The sequence below is a fragment of the Micromonospora sp. NPDC050397 genome, from assembly GCF_044901685.1.
GTDB lineage: Bacteria > Actinomycetota > Actinomycetes > Mycobacteriales > Micromonosporaceae > Micromonospora_G.
Genome location: NZ_JBJDPS010000011.1, coordinates 159,172 through 178,724, shown reverse-complemented (window position 1 = coordinate 178,724; position 19,553 = coordinate 159,172). Strand labels below are relative to the sequence as shown.

15 protein-coding genes and 1 pseudogene are annotated in these 19,553 nt (G+C 71.6%); 4 read left to right on the top strand and 12 right to left on the bottom strand.

What is annotated here, in order from left to right:
• Nucleotides 1-15: 15 nt before the first annotated feature.
• The gene (locus ACI2K4_RS28075; protein WP_404515620.1) at nucleotides 16-858 is read left to right on the top strand and encodes a peptidylprolyl isomerase; all 843 of its coding nucleotides are present in this window, start codon (nucleotides 16-18) and stop codon (nucleotides 856-858) included.
• 99 nt (nucleotides 859-957) lie between these two features.
• On the opposite strand, the gene ACI2K4_RS28070 is transcribed toward ACI2K4_RS28075, so the two are convergent.
• The 8 genes and pseudogenes from ACI2K4_RS28070 to ruvC form a co-directional block, all read right to left on the bottom strand.
• On the bottom strand, nucleotides 958-3,357 hold the full coding sequence (locus tag ACI2K4_RS28070) for a RelA/SpoT family protein (protein ID WP_404515691.1): 2,400 nt from the start codon (nucleotides 3,355-3,357) through the stop codon (nucleotides 958-960).
• A gap of 822 nt (nucleotides 3,358-4,179) precedes the next feature.
• A complete protein-coding gene (locus ACI2K4_RS28065) occupies nucleotides 4,180-4,743 on the bottom strand; it encodes an adenine phosphoribosyltransferase (protein ID WP_404515618.1) in 564 nt (187 codons plus the stop codon).
• A 106-nt stretch (nucleotides 4,744-4,849) separates the two neighbouring features.
• Nucleotides 4,850-6,070: a protein translocase subunit SecF gene (secF, locus tag ACI2K4_RS28060; protein WP_404515616.1), complete on the bottom strand. Its 1,221-nt coding sequence runs from the start codon at nucleotides 6,068-6,070 to the stop codon at nucleotides 4,850-4,852.
• Between the two features lie 72 nt (nucleotides 6,071-6,142).
• The gene (gene secD, locus ACI2K4_RS28055) at nucleotides 6,143-8,044 is read right to left on the bottom strand and encodes a protein translocase subunit SecD (RefSeq protein WP_404515615.1); all 1,902 of its coding nucleotides are present in this window, start codon (nucleotides 8,042-8,044) and stop codon (nucleotides 6,143-6,145) included.
• Nucleotides 8,045-8,204: 160 nt separating this feature from the next.
• Nucleotides 8,205-8,498, bottom strand: coding sequence for a preprotein translocase subunit YajC (yajC, locus tag ACI2K4_RS28050; RefSeq protein WP_404515689.1), 294 nt, complete (start codon nucleotides 8,496-8,498; stop codon nucleotides 8,205-8,207).
• 192 nt (nucleotides 8,499-8,690) lie between these two features.
• A complete protein-coding gene (gene ruvB, locus ACI2K4_RS28045; protein ID WP_404515613.1) occupies nucleotides 8,691-9,749 on the bottom strand; it encodes a Holliday junction branch migration DNA helicase RuvB in 1,059 nt (352 codons plus the stop codon).
• Complete coding sequence (ruvA, locus tag ACI2K4_RS28040) at nucleotides 9,746-10,348, bottom strand: Holliday junction branch migration protein RuvA (protein ID WP_404515611.1); 603 nt, start codon at nucleotides 10,346-10,348, stop codon at nucleotides 9,746-9,748. The genes ruvB and ruvA overlap by 4 nt, the downstream gene beginning before the upstream one ends.
• Nucleotides 10,349-10,476: 128 nt before the next feature.
• A pseudogene (ruvC, locus tag ACI2K4_RS28035) lies at nucleotides 10,477-11,001 on the bottom strand (crossover junction endodeoxyribonuclease RuvC); the annotation flags it as partial.
• Nucleotides 11,002-11,219: 218 nt separating this feature from the next.
• Between ruvC and ACI2K4_RS28030 the strand changes: the two are divergent.
• On the top strand, nucleotides 11,220-12,002 hold the full coding sequence (locus tag ACI2K4_RS28030; RefSeq protein ID WP_404515610.1) for a 3-hydroxybutyrate dehydrogenase: 783 nt from the start codon (nucleotides 11,220-11,222) through the stop codon (nucleotides 12,000-12,002).
• Between the two features lie 17 nt (nucleotides 12,003-12,019).
• Nucleotides 12,020-13,936 carry a helix-turn-helix domain-containing protein gene (locus ACI2K4_RS28025; RefSeq protein ID WP_404515608.1) on the top strand — a complete coding sequence of 639 codons (1,917 nt, stop codon included), beginning with the start codon at nucleotides 12,020-12,022 and terminating at the stop codon, nucleotides 13,934-13,936.
• A gap of 45 nt (nucleotides 13,937-13,981) precedes the next feature.
• Here the strand turns inward: ACI2K4_RS28025 and ACI2K4_RS28020 are convergent, their stop codons facing one another.
• The 3 genes from ACI2K4_RS28020 to ACI2K4_RS28010 form a co-directional block, all read right to left on the bottom strand.
• A complete protein-coding gene (locus ACI2K4_RS28020; protein ID WP_404515606.1) occupies nucleotides 13,982-14,590 on the bottom strand; it encodes a TetR/AcrR family transcriptional regulator in 609 nt (202 codons plus the stop codon).
• A gap of 10 nt (nucleotides 14,591-14,600) precedes the next feature.
• Nucleotides 14,601-16,184, bottom strand: coding sequence for an MFS transporter (locus tag ACI2K4_RS28015; RefSeq protein ID WP_404515604.1), 1,584 nt, complete (start codon nucleotides 16,182-16,184; stop codon nucleotides 14,601-14,603).
• A gap of 150 nt (nucleotides 16,185-16,334) precedes the next feature.
• Entirely contained in the window at nucleotides 16,335-17,393 is a 1,059-nt protein-coding gene (locus ACI2K4_RS28010) for an aminotransferase class V-fold PLP-dependent enzyme (RefSeq protein WP_404515603.1), read from the bottom strand.
• A 90-nt stretch (nucleotides 17,394-17,483) separates the two neighbouring features.
• Between ACI2K4_RS28010 and ACI2K4_RS28005 the strand changes: the two genes are divergently transcribed.
• Nucleotides 17,484-18,224 carry a phosphatase PAP2 family protein gene (locus tag ACI2K4_RS28005; protein ID WP_404515602.1) on the top strand — a complete coding sequence of 247 codons (741 nt, stop codon included), beginning with the start codon at nucleotides 17,484-17,486 and terminating at the stop codon, nucleotides 18,222-18,224.
• A gap of 20 nt (nucleotides 18,225-18,244) precedes the next feature.
• Here ACI2K4_RS28005 and ACI2K4_RS28000 read toward each other — a convergent pair whose 3' ends face one another.
• Entirely contained in the window at nucleotides 18,245-19,435 is a 1,191-nt protein-coding gene (locus ACI2K4_RS28000) for a hypothetical protein (protein ID WP_404515600.1), read from the bottom strand.
• Nucleotides 19,436-19,553 lie beyond the last annotated feature (118 nt).

The window sequence follows — 19,553 nt, the reverse complement described above, 5'->3', positions numbered from 1 at the left end:
CCAGGAGGAGTCACCGTGACGTCCACGAGAGAGCGGCAGCGGGCCGCGGCGCGGGCCCGGCTCGAACGGGAGATGGCCCAGCGGGCCGCCTCCGCCCGCAAGCGCCGCCAGCTGCAGACGACCGTCGGCGCCGGGCTGGCTCTGCTGCTCGTCGTCGCCGGCACCGTTTGGCTGGTCGTCAGCCTCGGCGACGACGACCAGCCGACCGACACGGCCACGGCGGGTGGTCCCGGGACCGCCCAGTGCGTCTGGACCGAACTCCCCGCCGACCAGCGCTCGCCCACGACCAAGGACGTCGGGCTGCCGGCGGCCTCGGCACCGAACGTCGGCTCGCAGACGATGACGATCGACACCGGGCTCGGGCCGATCACCGCCCGGCTGGACCTGAGCAAGGTCCCCTGCACCGCGGCGAGCTTCACCCACCTGGCGGAGAAGAAGTTCTTCGACAACACCAAGTGCCACCGGCTGGTGACCCAGGGCCTCCAGGTGCTCCAGTGCGGCGACCCGAGCGCGACCGGGGCGGGCTGGCGCGAGACCGACGGCACCGGCGGCCCGAGCTATCGGATGGCCGAGGAGAACCTGCCGACCGAGCAGCGCCCGCCGTACCCGGCCGGGGTCATCGCGATGGCCAACTCCGGCCAGCCCGGCACCAGCGGCAGCCAGTTCTTCATCGTCTACGGCGACTCCCAGCTCGACGCGACGTACACCGTCGTCGGCACCGTGACCAGCGGCATGGACCTGGTCAAGGAGGTCGGGGCGGCCGGTGACGACGGCGCCTTCGCCCAGCAGGCGGGCGGCGGTCACCCGAAGAAGGAAGTTCTGATCAAGTCCCTGACGATGAGCGCCGTGGCGAGCTGAGCGCTCGACACACCGACGGAAGGGGCGGCCCGCTACGGCGGGCCGCCCCTTCCTCGTTTCCGTCTGACGCCGATCGTCTCCCGGCGCTCCGGCGCCCGGTCAGGCGCCGGAGGTGACCCGGTACGCGTCGAAGACGCCGTCGACCTTGCGGACCGCGGCCAGCAGGTGGCCCAGGTGCTTCGGGTCGGCCATCTCGAAGCTGAACCGGCTGACCGCCACCCGGTCCCGGGTGGTGGTCACCGTGGCGGAGAGGATGTTGACCCGCTCCTCGGAGAGCACCCGGGTCACGTCGGCTAGCAGTTTGTGCCGGTCCAGCGCCTCGACCTGGATCGCCACCAGGAAGGTCGAGGCACTGGTCAGCTTCCAGCTCACCTCGACGATCCGCTCGCCCTGGACCCGCAGGTCCTCGGCGTTGGCGCAGTCGTCCCGGTGCACGCTGACCCCGCCGGAGCGGGTGACGAAGCCGAAGACCGAGTCCGGTGGGACCGGGGTGCAGCACCGGGCGAGTTTGATCCAGACGTCGCTGACGCCACGGACCACCACGCCCGGGTCGTGGCTGGAGGTACGGCTGCGCGGGGGTCGGGTGGCGACCGCCGTCTCGGCGATGTCCTCGGCCGCGCCCTCCTCGCCGCCGTAACCGGCCATCAGCCGCTGCACGACGGACTGGGCGGAGACCTGGCTGTCGCCGACCGCCGCGTAGAGCGAGGCCACGTCGGCGAGGTGCAGGTCCCGGGCGATCGCCATCAGGTTGTCCGAGCTGAGCATCCGCTGCAACGGCATGCCCTGCTTGCGCATCTGCTTGACGATCGCGTCCTTGCCGGCCTCGATCGCCTCCTCGCGCCGCTCCTTGTTGAAGTACTGGCGGATCTTCGTCCGGGCCCGGGGGCTCTTGACGAAGCCGAGCCAGTCCTGGGTCGGGCCGGCGGTGTCGGACTTCGAGGTGAAGATCTCGATCACGTCGCCGTTGGAGAGCGTCGACTCCAGCGGCACCAGCTTGCCGTTGACCCGGGCGCCGATGCACTTGTGCCCGACCTCGGTGTGCACCGCGTAGGCGAAGTCGACCGGGGTCGACCCGGTCGGCAGCGGGATCACGTCGCCCTTCGGCGTGAAGACGTACACCTCCTGGCTGGAGAGGTCGAAGCGGAGCGCGTCCAGGAACTCGCTCGGGTCGCTCGCCTCCCGCTGCCAGTCCAGGAGCTGCCGCAGCCAGGTCATCTCGTCGATGTTGGCCGGCGGGCCGACCACGGTCGCGCCCTTCTGCTCCTTGTACTTCCAGTGCGCGGCGATGCCGAACTCCGCGGTGCGGTGCATCGCGTACGTCCGGATCTGCATCTCCACCGGCTTGCCGCTCGGGCCGATCACGGTGGTGTGCAGCGACTGGTACATGTTGAACTTCGGCATCGCGATGTAGTCCTTGAACCGGCCCGGTACGGGCTGCCAGTTCGCGTGGATCACACCGAGTGCCGCGTAGCAGTCGCGCACCGTCTCGACCAGGATGCGGACCCCGACCAGGTCGTAGATGTCGTTGAAGTCCCGGCCCCGGACGATCATCTTCTGGTAGATCGAGTAGAGGTGCTTGGGTCGCCCGGTCGTCTCCGCCTTGATCTTGGCGGCCTTGAGGTCGACCTGGACCTTCTGCGTCACCTGGCGCAGCAGCGCCTCCCGCTGCGGCTGGTGCTCGCCGATCAGCCGGTTGATCTCCTCGAAGCGCTTGGGGAACAGGGTGCCGAAGGCGAGATCCTCCAGCTCCCACTTGATCGTGTTCATACCCAGGCGGTGCGCCAGCGGCGCCAGGATCTCCAGCGTCTCCTTCGCCTTCTGCTCCTGCTTCGCGCGGGGCAGGAAGGTCAGCGTACGCATGTTGTGCAGCCGGTCCGCGAGCTTGATCACCAGGACCCGGGGGTCCTTGGCCATGGCGACGACCATCTTGCGGATCGTCTCGGCCTTCGCCGCGTCACCCAGCTTGACCTTGTCGAGCTTGGTGACCCCGTCGACCAGCAGGGCGACCTCGGCGCCGAAGTCGATCCGCATCTGGTCGAGGCCGTAGTTGGTGTCCTCGATCGTGTCGTGCAGCAGCGCGGCCACCAGGGTCGTGGTGTCCATGCCGAGATTCGCCAGGATCGTGGCCACCGCGAGCGGGTGGGTGATGTACGGGTCCCCGGACTTGCGGTACTGACCGGAGTGCCAGCGGGCGGCCATGTCGAAGGCGCGCTGGAGCATCCGGGGGTCCATCTTGGGGTGCGCGGCCCGATGGGTGGCGATCAGGGGTTCGAGCACCTCGCTCACCTGCGGTGTCTGCCAGGGAGCGTTGAACCGGGCCAGCCGGGCCCGGACCCGCCGCCCGGTCGGCGCGCTGGCCAGGCCGAAGGTCGAGGTGGGCGAGCCGGGTTCGTCCGCGGTGACGAGTCGCCCGGCCGCGCCGACCGGGACCACGACACCGCCGGCCGGGCCGGGCAGGGCCACGTTGCCGGCCGGTCCGCCGGCCGGGGCGACCGCGATCGGTACGGCCGAGGCGGGAGCGTCACCGGCGGCCACCACCGGCGGCGGGGCCGGGGCGCCCGCCGCCGTGGCGTTCGCGCCCACCGAGGTCGGACCGTGCGCCGTTCCGCCCCTGGCCGACGTCGCGCCGTTGGAGCCGTTGGCCGCCCTGCTCTGGCGCGCGGCGCCGGGCGTGGCCGAACCGCCGGAACGGCCCGTGCCGGGCTTGCTCGCGGCGGAATTGCTCGCGCCGGGCTTGCCCGAGGTGGAACTGGTCGACTTGGTGGCGGCTGCGCCCGACGGCTTGGCCGAGGCGGTCGTCCTGGCGCCGGCCGGGGCGGTCGTCCTGGCGGTGCCGCCCGGGGCGCCGGCCCTGGCCTGGCGGGCGGTGCCGCCGGTGCCGGACGTTCGGGCCGCGCTCGGGTGGGATACGGGCTCACCGACGGCCGCGCTCGGGTGGGATACGGGCTCACCGACGGCGGATACCCCGTTGCCGGCGGTCGATCCGGCTACGGGTTCAGCCTTGTCCGGCTGGTCGGCGGCGGCTGGGCTGGCACCGGCGGTCGTCGGGTCCGGCCCGCTTGCGGGCGCGGTCGCCGGGGTGGCGACAGCGCCGGCCTCGCTGGTCGAATGCACCGTGCCCTCCGCCGGAGGGGCGACATCGTGGGACACCGGCCTCCTCACACCTCGCTTGGGACGAGCCGACCGTAACCGGTCGACCAGGTCCGACGCCAGCCTGGTAGAACGGCCTCCACCTGGTCAGCGAAAGGCAATGCTACCTGTCCCGACGGCCGGATGCCGCTCCCCCGCACGCACCGGATCGACGCTGATGGACAAGCCTCGTCAAACAGTCAGAAGGGCATGAACGGGACGGGGCGCCAGCCGTTCCCGCCCGCCGAGGAAGGAAAGCTCCAGCAGTACGGTGAAGCCCGCCACGGTGCCACCGGCCCGCTCGACCAGCCCCAACGTCGCGTCCGCGGTCCCGCCGGTGGCGAGCACGTCGTCGACCACCAACACCCGGTGACCAGCGGTGAAGGCGTCCTGGTGCACCTCGAGGGTGGCCTCGCCGTACTCCAGGGCATAGGAGGCGGCGTACGCCGCGCGGGGCAGCTTGCCGGCCTTGCGCACCGGCACCACACCCACACCCGTGGCGTACGCGATCGCGGCGGCGAGCACGAAGCCGCGTGCCTCGATCCCGGCCACCACGTCGAACGAGTCCCGCCCGTGGTGCTCGATGATCCCGTCGATCACCTCACGGAAGACCGCACCGTCGCCGAAGAGCGGCATCAGGTCCTTGAACACCACTCCGGGCTGCGGAAAGTCCGGTACGTCCAGCACCCGGCTGGCCACCAGGGCCGCCGTGGCCGGGCCGCTGTCGCCCCGTACCCCGATCTGGGTCTCCGTCACGCTGCTCCTCCCACCGGTCCTCGACCGGTCGCGCCCCACGCGAAGGGCGCCCGGTATGCCGTCGAACTCAGCATGCCGGACGCCCTTGTCGCCTTTTCCGCCAGGGTCAGCGGCGCTTGGCCCCACTCGGCCGGTTGCCGCCGCCACCACCCGGTCGACCGCCCCGGGCGCCCGAGGAGCGCTTGCCCGCCGGGCGCGCGCCGACCTTCGGGGCCGCGCCGGAGAGCGCCGCCGCCTCGTCCACCGCCGCCTCGTCACCCGACTCGCCGGCCGGCTCGTCGCTGGCCTGGGCGGCCGGACGACGGTTGCCGCCGGCCGGACGGGGGGCACCGACGGTCGACCGCCGGGCCAGGACCCGCTTGGTGTGCGTCTGGATCCTCGGCTCGTAGTCCTTGAGCAGGCTGAGCACCGGGGTGGCGAAGAAGATCGAGGAGTAGACCGCGATCCCCATACCGACGAACAGCACCAGACCCAGGTCCTCCAGGGTGCCCGCGCCGAGCAGGCCGGCACCGATGAAGAGCAGACCGCCGACCGGCAGCAACGCCACCAGACCGGTGTTGATCGACCGCATCAGGGTCTGGTTGATGGCTAGGTTGGCCGCCTCGCCGTAGGTCTGGGTGTTGCTCGCGGTGATCCCCCGAGTGTTCTCCTGGACCTTGTCGAAGACCACCACCACGTCGTAGAGCGCGAAGCCGAGGATGGTGAGGAAGCCGACGATGGTCGACGGGGTGACCTCGAAGCCGACCAGGGCGTAGATGCCGGCGGTCAGCACCAGGTTCAGGAAGAGCGAGGAGACGGCGGAGACCGCCATCCGCCACTCGAACCGCAGGATCAGGTAGATCATCACCAGTACGACGAAGACCACCAGACCGAGCAGGGCCCGCTCGGTGACCTGGCTGCCCCAGGCCGCGCTGACCTGGTTGATGCTGATCTGGTCCTCGGCGATGCCGAACTTGCCGGCCAGGTCGGCCTGCACCGCGTTGGACTGCGCGGTGTTCAGCTCGGTGGTGCGGAACTCGTAGAACGAACCACCGACGCCGTTGACCGACTGGCTGGACACCACGTGCGACGTGCCGCCCTCGACCTCGGCCAGCGCCGCGTCGACCTGCTCCTCGGTCCCGGTCAGCGTGCCCACGCTGGCCGGCACCTGGAAGGAGTTGCCACCGGAGAACTCGATGCCGAGCTTGAAGCCGGGGATCGAGATGCCCAGGATCGCGATCAGGACCAGGCCGGCGGCGATGCCGAACCAGAGCCGGCGGCGCCCGATGATGTTGAGGCCGGCCTCGCCCTGGTAGAGCCGGGTGGCCAGACCCTTACGGCCGCTCATGCCGCTACCTCGCTTTGTTCGGCGCCGGCCCGGAAGGCCGGAACGCTGCCCTGGATGACTGGCTCGCTCATGCTAGGCCTCCTTGGCCCGCGGGTTGCGCGGGTCGGTCGGCGCGGCCTCGTCCTTGTGCAACACCCGTCCGAGGCCACTGACCCGTGGGGACAGGAACGCCTGGGTCCGGGCGAACATGGTCATGATCGGGTGCCGGAAGAGGAAGACCACGACCAGGTCGAGAATGGTCGCCAGGCCGAGCGCGAAGGCGAAGCCCTTGACCGTACCGACCGAGACGATGTAGAGCACGACCGCGGCCAGGATCGAGATCGCGTTCGCGGAGATGATGGTCCGCCGGGCCCGGGCCCAGGCGCGGGGAACCGCGCTGCGCGGGCTTCGGCCCTCCCGGATCTCGTCCTTGAGTCGTTCGAAGTAGATCACGAACGAGTCGGCGGCCACACCGAGCGAGACGATGAAACCGGCGATACCGGCGAGGGTGAGGGTGAAGCCGATCTGCCGGCCGAGCACGATCAGCGCGCCGAAGACCAGCGCCGCCGAGAGCACCAGGCTCAGGATGATCACGGTGCCGAGCAGGCGGTAGTAGAAGAACGCGTAGAGCGCGACCAGCAGCATGCCGATACCGGCGGCCAGCAGACCGGCCTTCAGGTGGCTGGAGCCGAGCGTCGCGGAGACGCTCTCCTGCTCCTGCGGCTCGAACGTCACCGGCAGCGCGCCGTAGCGGAGCTGGCTGGCGAGGTTGTTCGCGTCCTTGCTGGTGAAGTTGCCGGTGATCTGCGAGTCACCGGTCAGCACTCCCTGGATCTCCGGCGAGGAGACGACCGTGTTGTCGAGCACCACGGCGACCCGGCACTTGCCGTCCGGGCCGACGGCGCTCTGGTCGCAGGCGCCGCCCTCGTTGTTGAACGCCTCGCGGGTCAGGTTGGTCCAGTTCTTCTGCCCGTCGCCGGTGAAGTTCAGGCTCACCACCCAGGAGCTGTTCTGGTCCAGCACGGCGCTGGCGTCGTCGACGTCGGTGCCCTGCACCTTGGCCACGTCGAGCAGGTACTTCACCGGGCCCTCACAGGCCACGACCTGCTGGTCCTTGGCGCTGATCGAGGCCGGCGGGCGCTGCTCAAGCAGCTCGCAGGTGATCGTCGGTACGTTGAACTGCATCGCCGCCGGCAGCACGGCGACCTCGCGACCGGTCAGCTCGCCGAACGGCTTGAGCTTGTCGAGCAGAGTCGGGTCGGTGGTCAGGTCGGCCGGCGCCTGGAGCGCGCTCGCCGCCTGCCATGCCTCCGGGCCCACCTTCTGCTGGACCGCGGCCCGCTGCTGCTCCACGTTCTGCGACACCGGGGCGGCGGAGGCCGACGCGCTCGGCGTCGGGGTGGCCGCGCCGGTGGCCGATCCGCTCGGCGTCGGCGCCGGGGCCATTCCGCCCTGGCCACCGGCGGACGGCGTGCCGCTGGACGCACCGGCCGAGGTGTTCGGCGTCGGGTTGGTCGACGGGTTCGCCGCGCCCGACGGGTCCGGCGTCGCGCCGGCCGGCGGCGGGGTGGGCTGGGTCGCCGCGCTCGGCGCCCCGCCGTCGGCGGTCTTGAGCACCTTGCGGAACCGCAGCTCGGCCGCCTCGCCGACCTCACTCAGGTCCCGGCTCTGGCCGGGCAGCGAGATGACGATGTTGCGGTTGCCCTCGGTCACCACCTCGGCCTCGGCGACGCCCAGGCCGTTGACCCGGTTCTCGATGATCTGCCGGGCCTCTTCCAGGTTCTCCTGGGTCGGAGGCTCGTTGTTCACGCTGGTGGCCTCGAGCGTCATCCGGGTGCCACCGACCAGGTCGAGACCCAGCTTCGGTTCCAACCGGTCGCGGAAGCTCCCGCTAGCACCGCCGGCGAAGAAGACTAAGAGGTAGAGGACGACAAACATGCCACCGAGTACGGCAAGTTGCCGCCCGGGGTGCATCTGTCCCTGAGGTGGTGCCACGGCTGTCCTGTCTCCCTGCACGGTTCGGCCGCTGGTGGTGGGCGGCGGTGGGGGCGCCGGCATGCCCGGCGACATGCGTACCTCTCCGGCGCGGTGACACGCCGGCACAGCTATTAACTATCTTCGATCGGTGATCGGCCCCGGTCACCGGGGCCGGAGATCACTCTTTCGCTTCGACCTCGTCCGGGATCGACTCGAGCTTCGGCGCCGAATTGACCACCCGGGCGACCGCCGGCCGGGCGTACTTGGTGTGCACGCCGGGCGCCACCTCGAGGGTCACCGTCTCGTCATCGACCGAGGCGACGGTGCCGTAGAGGCCACCAATGGTGACCACCTCGTCGCCGGGGCCGATCGAGGACTGCATCTGCTCAGCCTCACGCCGCCGCTTCTGCTGCGGCCGGATCATCATGAAGTACATGACACCGAACAGCAGGACAATCATGAGGATCGGCATGAAGCTACCGGCTCCACCGCCGCTACTTGCCGCTTCGTAATGCACGTTATGACCTTCCCATTGGCCCCGTCGTGACGCGGTACGTCACGGCGAAAGCGAAATCTCCTGTCTGTACAGACAGATCGCGGCGAAGTCTAGTCGGTGAGTCTGTGTGCGCCGAATGCGGCACGGATCACAAACAGATCACGACAGTTACGACTCTGCACTGAACAGATCAGGCGTTGTACCTGAACTACCCGCAAATGTACCATTTGGTGGCGTACGCCCGAGATGGTGCCAGGCGGCCTCGGTCGCCACCCGGCCCCGGGGTGTCCTGGCCAACAGTCCGGCCCGGACCAGGAAGGGCTCGCAGACCTCTTCCACCGTGTCCGGCTGCTCCCCCACCGCCACGGCCAGGGTGGAGAGGCCGACCGGCCCGCCCCGGAACGAGTCGATCAGGGCTTTGAGCACGGCCCGGTCCAGCCGGTCGAGCCCGAGCGGGTCGACGTCGTACACCCGCAGGGCCGCCTGGGCGGTCTCCAGGGTGACCACGCCCTCGGCCCGGACCTCGGCGAAGTCCCGCACCCGGCGGAGCAGCCGGTTGGCGATCCGGGGCGTGCCGCGCGAGCGGCGGGCCACCTCCACCGCACCCTCCTCGGTGATCGGCACGCCGAGAATGCGGGCCGACCGGTGCAGCAGCGACTCCAGGTCGGCCGCGCTGTAGAAGTCGAGGTGCGCCACGAAACCGAACCGGTCCCGCATCGGGCCGGTCAGCAGCCCGGACCGGGTGGTCGCGCCGACCAGCGTGAACGGCTCGACGTCGATCGGGATCGCGGTCGCACCCGGCCCCTTGCCCACCACAACGTCGACCCGGAAGTCCTCCATCGCGCTGTAGAGCAACTCCTCGGCCGGCTTGGCGATCCGGTGGATCTCGTCGATGAAGAAGACGTCGCCCGGGGCGAGGCTGGTGAGGATCGCGGCCAGGTCACCGGAACGCTCGATCGCCGGCCCGCTGGTGACCCGGATGCCGGTGCCCAACTCGGCCGCGACGATGTTGGCCAGGGTGGTCTTGCCCAGTCCCGGTGGGCCGGAGAGCAGGATGTGGTCGGGCGGGGCGCCCCGGCCCATCGCACCCTTGAGCAGCAGGTCGAGCTGGTCGCGTACCCGGTGTTGGGCGATGAAGTCGGACAGCCGGCGCGGTCGGACGCTGACCTCGGCGTCCCGCTCGGCGTCGTCCGCGTACGCCGAGACCAGCTCCCCGGGTTCGGTCATCGGGTCTTACCGAGCAGCCGGATGGCCTGCTTGAGCAGGACCGGCACCGGTGGGGTGGGGCCGTCGATCGTCTCCGCCACGGTGGCCACCGCCTGGTCGGCCTGTGCCACCGTCCAGCCGAGCCCGACCAGGGCCTGCCGGATCTGCTCCGGCCACGCGCCACCGACCGTGCCGCCCACGCCGTCCGGGCCGATCGCCACCGGGCCGATCTTGTCCCGCAACTCCAGCACCAGTCGCTCGGCGCCCTTCTTGCCGACCCCGGGCACCCGGGTCAGGGCGGCCAGGTCGGCGTTGGCGATCGCCTTGCGTACGGCGTCCGGGGTGTGCACCGCCAGTACCGCCTGGGCCAGCCGGGGGCCGACCCCGCTCGCCGTCTGGAGCAGCTCGAAGAGGTGCTTCTCGTCGTCGGCGGCAAAGCCGTAGAGGGTCAGCGAGTCCTCCCGGACGACCAGGGTGGTGGCCAACCGGGCCTCGCTGCCGAGCCGCAGCCCGGCCAGGGTGCCCGGCGCGCAGTGCACGGCCAGTCCGACCCCGCCCACCTCGATCACGGCGGTGTCGGGCCCCAGCCCGGCCACCACGCCCCGAACGCTGGCGATCATCCCGTTCCTCCACCCCGGGCGGCGCCCGCCCCTGATCCCGCGTCCGCCCCTGATTGCGCACCGGTCCCCGCCGCCCCGGCCCGGCGCGTGCGAGTGGCCGGCACACCGGCCCGCCGGAGCACGGTGGCCCGGTTGTCGGACTGCCGGACGGCGGCCTCGGCGGCGGCCAGCCGGGCCCGGGTGCCGCCCCGCCAGACATGACAGATCGCCAGTGCCAGGGCGTCCGCCGCGTCCGCCGGCTTCGGCGGCGCGGCCAACCGCAGCAGCCGGGTGACCATGGCGGTCACCTGGTCCTTGTCCGCCCGGCCCGAGCCGGTGACCGCCGCCTTCACCTCGCTCGGCGTGTACGTCTGCACCGGCAGCCCGGCCCGCGCCCCGGCCAGTACGGCAACCGCGCTCGCCTGCGCGGTGCCCATCACGGTCCGGGTGTTGGACTGGCTGAACACCCGCTCCACCGCCACGCTCTCCGGCTGGTGTTCGGCGACCAGTTCGGTCAACGCCCGGTCCAGGTGCAGCAGTCGCAGCGACAGGTCGGCGGCCGGGTCGGTACGCACCACCGTGTACGCGACCAGGGTGCAGGGCCGGCCGGGAACTCCCTCGACCACGCCGACCCCGCACCGGGTCAGTCCCGGGTCGACGCCGAGCACCCGCACGCCGCCCCCTCCCCTACGCACCGGCAGTACACGTGTTCGACACCCTACTGGCGTCGCCGAAACGCCCGTACGCCGACACGCCCGACCACCGGTCGCACCACGCCTGCGGCGGGCTGGCGGCGGGTCGGGCCGGTCGGTCGGGTCCACATAGCCCTGCCGGGCGTTATGTGTGTGGTGCCCATGTGCGACCGCCCGTGGGGGTCGTAGCTTCATGCGCCATGACGGCAGAAAGCGTGGCTGATCCCCACGTCGTACAGCTCGACCTGTCGGGGCGCACCGCACTGGTCACCGGTGGTGGGAGCGGCATCGGCCGGGCCTGTGCGGTACGGCTCGCGGCGGCCGGCGCCGAGGTGACCGTGGTCGACCGGAACGCCGAGACGGCGAAGGCGGTGGCGGCCGAGATCGGTGGGCACGCCGTCGCGGTCGACCTGGCCGACCCGGTGGCGATCTCGGCGATCGACGCGCGGGTGGACATCGTCGTCAACAACGCCGGGCTCCAGCACGTCGCGCCGGTGGAGGAGTTCCCGGCCGAGCGGTTCGCGTACCTCCACCGGGTGATGGTCGAGGCGCCGTTCCTGCTGATCCAGCGGGCGCTGCCCCGGATGTACGAGCGCGGCTGGGGCCGGGTGATCAACATCTCCTCGGTGCACGGGCTGCGCGCGTCGGCGTACAAGTCCGCCTACGTCTCGGCCAAGCACGCCCTGGAGGGGCTCTCGAAGGTGGTCGCGCTGGAGGGGGCCGCGCACGGGGTGACCGCCAACTGCATCAACCCGGCGTACGTGCGTACCCCGCTGGTCGAGGGGCAGATCGCGGCCCAGGCGGCGAGCCACGGCATCGCCGAGGACGAGGTGATCGAGAAGATCATGCTGGCCCGGGCCGCGATCAAGCGACTGATCGAGCCGGAGGAGGTGGCCGAGCTGATGGCGTACCTCTGCTCCCCGGCCGCCTCGTTCATCACCGGGGCCGCGATCGCGGTGGACGGGGGCTGGACGGCAAACTGAAGATCCCCACCCGCACAATGGGTCCCATGTCGTCGCCGATCGAATTCCTGGAGCTGCTGGCCCGCGAGGCCGCCGCGGTGGAGTTCGAGGGGCCGCTGGTCGCCGCCCGCGCCGAGGGCCTGCCGGCCGAGCGGCTGGCCGAGCTGGAGCAGGCCAAGGTGGTCGCGCTCCGGGTCCGCGCGCTGCTGGAGCGGCGGCGTCAGCGCGAGGTCGAACTCTCCGGCCTGTACGACACCGCCAGCGACCTGGCCGGGCTGCGCGATCTCGACGCGGTGCTGCGGGCGATCGTGCACCGGGCCCGGCACCTGCTCGGCACCGACGTGGCGTACCTGACGCTCAACGACGACGAGCACGGCGACACGTACATGCGGGTCACCGACGGCTCGGTCTCGGCCCGGTTCCAGCGGCTGCGGCTGCCGATGGGGGCCGGACTCGGCGGCCTGGTGGCGCAGTCCGGCACCCCGTACGCGACCGCGAACTATCCGGAGGACGCCCGGTTCCACCACACCGGCGAGATCGACGCCGGGGTCGGCGAGGAGGGCCTGGTCGCCATCCTGGGGGTGCCGCTGCGGCTGGGCCCGAGCGTGATCGGGGTGCTCTACGCGGCGAACCGCTCCGCCCGCCCGTTCGCCCGCGAGGAGGTCGCGCTGCTGGTCTCGCTCGCGGCGCACGTCGCGGTGGCGATCGACACCGCCCGGCTGCTGGCCGAGACGCAGGCCGCGCTCGCCGAACTCTCCTCGGCCAACGCCACCATCCAGGCGCACAGCGCCTCGGTCGAGCGGGCCGCCGCCGCGCACGACCGGATGACCGCGCTGGTGCTGCGCGGCGGCGGCGTGGAGGACGTGGCGGCGGCGGTGACCGAGGTGCTGGGCGGGGCGCTGCTGGCCCTCGACGCCGACGGGCGGCCACTGGCCCGGGTCGGCACCATCGGCGAGCCGGAGCGGGCGGTGCTGGTCGAGGCCGTGGTCGCCTCCCGGACCGAGGGGCGCAGCGTCCGCCGGGGACCACTCTGGTACGCCGCCGTGGTCGCCGGTACGGAGAACCTCGGCGCGCTGGTGCTGCATCCCGACGACGAACTGGTCAACGCCGACCAGCGGATCCTGGAGCGGGCCGCGCTGGTGACCGCGCTGCTGCTGCTCTTCCGCCGGACCGTCGCCGAGGCGGAGGGACGGGTCCGGGGCGAGTTGCTCGACGACCTGATCGCCCGCCCGGTACGCGACGCGGAGGCACTGCGCAGCCGGGCCCGCCGGCTCGGGGTGGAGCTGGACGCTCCGTACGTGCTGGTGGCGGTCGGCGACGACGTCATCGCCGCGACCGGTTCGGCCCGGCAGCGGGTGGTCTCCTGGGCGATCACGTACGCCTCCACCCGGGGCGGTCTGGCCGCCGCCCGGGACGGTCGGGTGGTGCTGATGCTGCCCGGTCAGGATGCCGGAGCGGCGGCGCGGGCGGTGGTCCGGGACCTGTCCCGGGTGACCGGTCGCCCGGTGACCGCCGGGTCCAGCGGACCGTCCACCGGACCGGCGTCGCTGGGCAACGCGTTCCGGGAGGCGGACCGCTGCCTGACCGCGCTCTGGGCGCTCGGCCGGGCCGGCGAGGGGGCGAGCACGGCCGAACTCGGCTTTGTCGGGCTGCTGCTCGGGGCGGTGACCGAGGACGGCGACCGGGACGTGGCCAGGTTCCTGACCGACACGGTCGGGCCGGTGGTCGACTACGACGCCCGACGGGGCACCGCGCTGGTGAAGACGCTGGAGGCGTACTTCGGGGTGGGTGGCAGCCTGGCCCGGGCGGCGGAGCAGTTGCACGTACACGTGAACACGGTGACCCAGCGGCTGGAGCGGGTCGGGCAACTGCTCGGCCCGGACTGGCAGAAGCCGGAACGGGCACTGGAGGTCCAGCTCGCGCTCCGACTGCACCGGCTCCGTACGCCGGCCTGACCCGGCACGGCTCGCCGCGCACCGCGACGGGCCGGCGAGCGGGCGTCAGTCGGCGGCGATCCCGCCGAACAGGGCGTCGATCACCCGCTCGGGCAGGCTCTCCTCGTCGAGCTTCGGGTGCCACCGGAGCAGTCGCTGGAGCAGCACCGGGGCGGTCAGCATGGCCAGGGTCAGCTCGATGTCCAGGTCGGCACGGAGTTCGCCGCGTTCGATGCCCCGGCGCAGCACGTCGCGCATCACCTGCCGGCGCGGTTCGAGCAGTTCCTGGTAGAGCCGGTGCATCGCCGGGTCGCGCTGGAGCATCGGCATCATGCACGGGAAGATCGACGCCGCCCGGGCGTCCGGGGTGCGACCCACCGCGCTGAGCAGGATCACCAGGTCCGCGCGGACGTTCCCGGTGTCCGGCACGGGCGGCGGGCCCTTGAGGGTCCGCAGCGTGTCGACGATCAGGGCTTCCTTGCCGGACCAACGGCGGTAGATGGTCGCCTTGCCGACGCCCGCCCGGGCGGCGATCGCCTCGATCGACAGCGCCTCGAGCGTGCTCCCCTCGGCCAGCAGGTCCAGGGTGGCTTCCACGATCGCCTCGTCGACGCGGGTGCTCCGCGGTCGCCCGGGCGACCGCGGAGCATCAGCGGTGGTGGTCATGTCGGTCATTGTTTCCGACTTATGACGCGGGTGCCAGTTCCGGCGTATCCACCGTTTCCGGCTGGACGTGCGCCTGGTCGGCGGCCCGGCCCGGCATCCAGCGCAGCACCACCAGGATGCCGACCACGATCACGATCGCCGAGAGTCCGGAGGCCCAGTGCATGGCCGAGACAAACGCGTCGTTGGCCGCGCCGATCACGCCCTGCCCGGCCGGGCCGAGCTGGGCGGCGGCACCGTACGCACCGGAGATGGACTCGTTCACGGCGTCCCGGGCGGGACCGGGGAGCGAGCCGGTGGCCGGGGCGATCTGGTCCCGGTAGACCCCGGAGAGGACCGAGCCGAGCACCGCGACGCCGAGGGCACCGCCGACCTGCCGGATGGTGTTGCTGACCGCCGAGCCGACGCCGGCCTTCTCCCGGGGCAGCGCCGACATGACCGACTCGGTGGCCGGGGCGACGATGTTCGCCATGCCGACACCCTGGACGAAGAAGGAGACCAGCAGCACCCAGATCGGTGTCTCCGCCCCGATGAAGACAAACACCGCGAGCGCCAGCGCAGTCAGGGTCAGGCCGACCGCGGAGACGGCCTTGGCACCGTACCGCCGGACCATGGCCGCGCTGCGCGGGGCGAAGATGAGCTGGGCCGCCGCGAACGGCAGGAACAGCAGGCCGGTGTGGAGCGGCTCGTAACCCCGGACCAGTTGCAGGTAGAACGAGCTGAAGAACATGACGCCCATGGCGGCGAAGAAGGTCAGTCCGACCACCGCGACCGGGGCGGCGAAGCGGGGCACCCTGAACAGCCGGACGTCCAGCGACGGGAACTCGATCCGCCGCTCCCAGAGCACGAACGCGGCCAGGACGGCCAGACCGCCGATGATCGACACCCAGACCAGCGGACGACCGAAGCCGTGCTCGCCGCCGTCGATGATGCCGTAGCTGAGGGCGACCAGTCCGATCACCGAGAGCAGTACGCCGACCACGTCGATCCGGTTGGGTCGGGGATCGCGCGACTCCGGCACCATGATGCCGGCGGCCACCAGGCCGACCAGCACCACCGGCACGTTGATCAGGAAGACCGAACCCCACCAGAAGTTCTCCAGCAGCAGTCCGCCCAGGATCGGGCCGACCGCGACGGCGAGCCCGACCGCACCGGCCCAGATGCCGATCGCGCGGGCCCGCTCGCGGGGGTCGAACACGTTGGAGATGATCGAGAGCGTGGCCGGCATGATCGCGGCGCCGCCGAGGCCCATCAGCGCCCGTGCGCCGATGAGCTGACCGGGGCTCTGGGCGTACGCGGAGAGCAGCGAGGAGAGCCCGAACATGGCGAGCCCGAAGAGCAGGAATCGCTTGCGGCCGAGCCGGTCGCCGAGCACCCCGAAGGTGAACAGCAGGCCGGCGAAGACGAGGGTGTAGGAGTTGATCGCCCATTCCAGCTCACCCTGGCTGGCGCCGAGCCCGTGCACCGGGTCGGAGAGCGTACGCAGGGCGACGTTCAGGATGGTGTTGTCCAGGACCACCACGAGCAGGCTGATGACCAGCACACCGAGGATGGCCCAACGCCGGGGATGCCCGGTGTTCTCGAATGGTTGTGGTGGGTTCTGCATGTTCGCCTCTACCCCCGATACCCCGTACCTTGAATCGATACGGAACAGACTCGTAACGAAACGAAACTAGTCCTCGGGTTTGCGATACGAAACCGTCTCGTATCGAAAAGTGATCGGCCTCACGTTCCGCCGCCCCGCGCGGGCCGCCCGTCAGCCCGGCCCGGGTACCGGCCCTCGGCGCAGGGCGGAGAGGGCCTGGTCGACGTCGTCCTCGGTGGAGTAGAGGTGGAACGACGCCCGTACCCGCCCGGCCCGGACCGCCGCCCGTACGCCGGCCGAGGCGAGCCTCTCCTCCGCGCCCGGCACGTCCACGGTGACGATCGCGCTGTGGCCGGGCGGCTCCCCCAGCCCGGCGAGGAACCGGTTGGCCAGGGCGACGTTGTGCTTTCGGATCGCCGGCAGGCCGATCTCGGCGAGCAGTTCCAGCGCCGGGGCGGCCCCGACGTAACTGAACCAGGCCGGCGACAGGTCGAACCGGCGGGCGTCGGCCGCCAACCGCAACGGCGGTCCGTAGTACGACGAGTGCGGGTCCTCGCCCGCGTACCAGTTTGCCGCCAGCGGGGTGAGCCGCTCCCGCAGGGTCGGGGCGAGATAACCGAAGGCCGCGCCCCGGGGCGCCATCAACCACTTGTACGCGCCCACCACCACCGCGTCCGCCAGGTGCGCGTCGAACGGCAACCAGCCGCACCCCTGGGTGGCGTCGACCACCACCAGGGCACCGTGCTCACGCGCCGACGACACCACCGCGTCGTACTCGGCCACCGCCCCGGTGGCGGACTGCACCAGGCTGAACGCGACCAGATCCGTACTCGCGTCGACCGACTCGGCCAGCCGGTCCGCCGGCACCGTGCGCACCCGTACGCCCCGCTCCCCCTGCGCCAGCCAGGGGAAGAGGTTCGAGGTGAACTCCTCGGCCGGGACCAGGACGTTCGTCCCGGCCGGCAGCGCCGCCGCGATCGGCGCCAGCAGTTGGGAGACCGTGCTGCCGACGGTGACGTCGCCGACGGGCACCCCGAGCAGCCCGGCGAAGGCCCGCCGGGACCGGTCGGTCTGCTCGCCCCACCCCTCCCACGAGGTACGCCCGACCCGCCACTGCGCGAGCGCCACCTGTAGCGCGTCCCAGGCGGGTCGTGGCGGCAGCCCGTAGCTGGCGGTGTTGAGCCAACCCGGCTCGGGGTCCCACAGTCTCCGCGCCTCGACCAGTTCCATGGGGGGCAGGATAGGACTCCCGGCGGGGCCGTGACGAAACCATGACGCGCGATGGACAGGATCTTCATATCCACGTCCGACCATCGACGGATGCGCTCGGGAACGCTGTACTCCTCGGCCCCGTACACCTCGCCGCCGGGTCCGACCACGAAGCGGAAGGTGCCGGCGGGCCCCGGCTCCGGTCCGGGGCCCGCTCGCCGGCTCCCCGAGGGAGCGCTCGGTTACCTCGCGGCCACCCTCGCGTGCCTGCTCGCGTTCGGCCTGACCTGCCGGGTGTTCGTCTGGACACCCCGTGGTCAGCGACTCGACGGTCTCCTCCTGCCGCCGGGACAGTGGGGCGGCTACGAGCAGCAGAGCGTGCTGACCGGACCCGCGAAGGACCTGCTGGCCCTGTTCGGTGACACCACCGTGCTCGCCGTCCTGCTCGCCGCACTCCTGCTGGTCGGCGCGCTCGGTCGGCGGCTGTACGCGGGCGTGGCCGCGGTGCTGCTCGTCCTCTGCTCGGTGGGCCTGGCCGGGGCGGCGAAGTCGGTGATCTCCCGGCCGGAGTTCGACCTGCCGGGCTCGACCGCGCACAACAGCTTCCCCAGCGGCCACGTGACCGCCGCGATGGCCCTGCTGCTCGCCTTTGTGCTGGTGCTGCCCGACCGGGCCCGTTGGTGGCTCGCCGTGCCGGGGGCCGTGGCCGTCTCGGCGGTCGCCTCGGCCACCATGATCGCCGGTTGGCACCGGTTCAGCGACGTCATCGGCGCCGTGCTCCTCGCCGAGGCCCTGTTCTTCCTGGCCTCCGCCGCCCTGCGCGTTAAGGAAGGGCCCCTTGTTAACGCATAGCGTTAACAAGGGGCCCTTCCTTAACGGATGTTGGCGGTGTGGCCGAGGGAGTAGCGGCCGGGTTGGGGCCAGACGGTGAGACCGTGCGGACCGGAGCCGACCGGGATCCGGGCCAGCAGCCGGCCGTCGGCGGTGCTGAGCGCGTAGACCTCGTCGTGGTAGCGGCCGGAGAGCCAGAGCACCCGGCCGTCGGCCGAGAGTCCGCCCATGTCCGGGCTGCCACCGCCGGGAATCCGCCAGATCCCGGCGGCGCTGAGGGTGGCCAGGTCGATCAGGCTCACGCTGCCCTCGTCCCGGTTGGTGACGTACGCCAGGGTGCCGTCCCGGCTGAAGTAGATCCCGTGCGCGCCCTTGCCGGTCGGGATGAAGCCGGTACGTTCGGTGGCCGCGCCGTCGAAGACGTACACCCCGCCGGCCATCATGTCGGCGACCAGGAAGTGCCGACCGTCCGGGGTGAGCCGGGTGTCCTGCGGCATCCCGTCCGGGACCACGTCCAGGTCGAACTGGCGCAGCTTGCGCCGCTCGGCCACGTCGACGACCAGCATCCGGTTGCCGAACTCGCAGCTCACCAACAGGGTCCGGCCGTCGACCGAGTAATCCATGTGGTTGATCCCGGCGCACTCGGGAAAGGTCACCGAAGCGGTCCGACGCCAGGTCGAGGCGTCGTAGAAGTCGAGCCGCTGGTAGTACTCGGCGACCACGATCCCCTGCTTGCCGTCCGGGGTGAAGTAGAGGTTGTAGACGTCCTCGACGTCGATCGCCTGACCCGGCCGACCGGTGCGCGGGTCGATCGGCAACAGGCCGCCCGACGGCACCCGGCTGGACGCGACGTAGAGCGTACGCAGGTCGTAGGAGGGGACGACGTGCTGCGGTTCCGGGCCGCCGGGGAACTTGTCCACCACCTTGTACGTGACCGGGTCGATCACCCAGACGTCGTCGCTGCCGGTGTTCGGCACGTACACCAGTGGTTTGTCACCGCGTACCGCCTCGCTGAGCTGGTCGGGACCAGCGGCGGCGTACACGTTGGTGGTGGAGGTGTAGGGCGGCATGCCCGCGATGAGTTCCAGACCCGGGGTCGCCTCCGGCTCGGCCTGGGTGCCGGAGCTGGCGGAGGGCGGGCCGGACCGGGGCGGGCGCTGTTCGGTGCAGCCGCCGAGCGCGGCCAGCAGGGCCACCAGCGACCCGGCGAGGATTCTCTGCCCTCTCGTCACAGCGCCACTTTAGCGACGAATCCTCGTGTTATTCGCATAATAGGCATTTCGGGCCGCCCACCCCGGCACCGGGTGAGCGGCCCGAAGACCGGTGGTCCGAAGACCGGTGGTCCGAAGA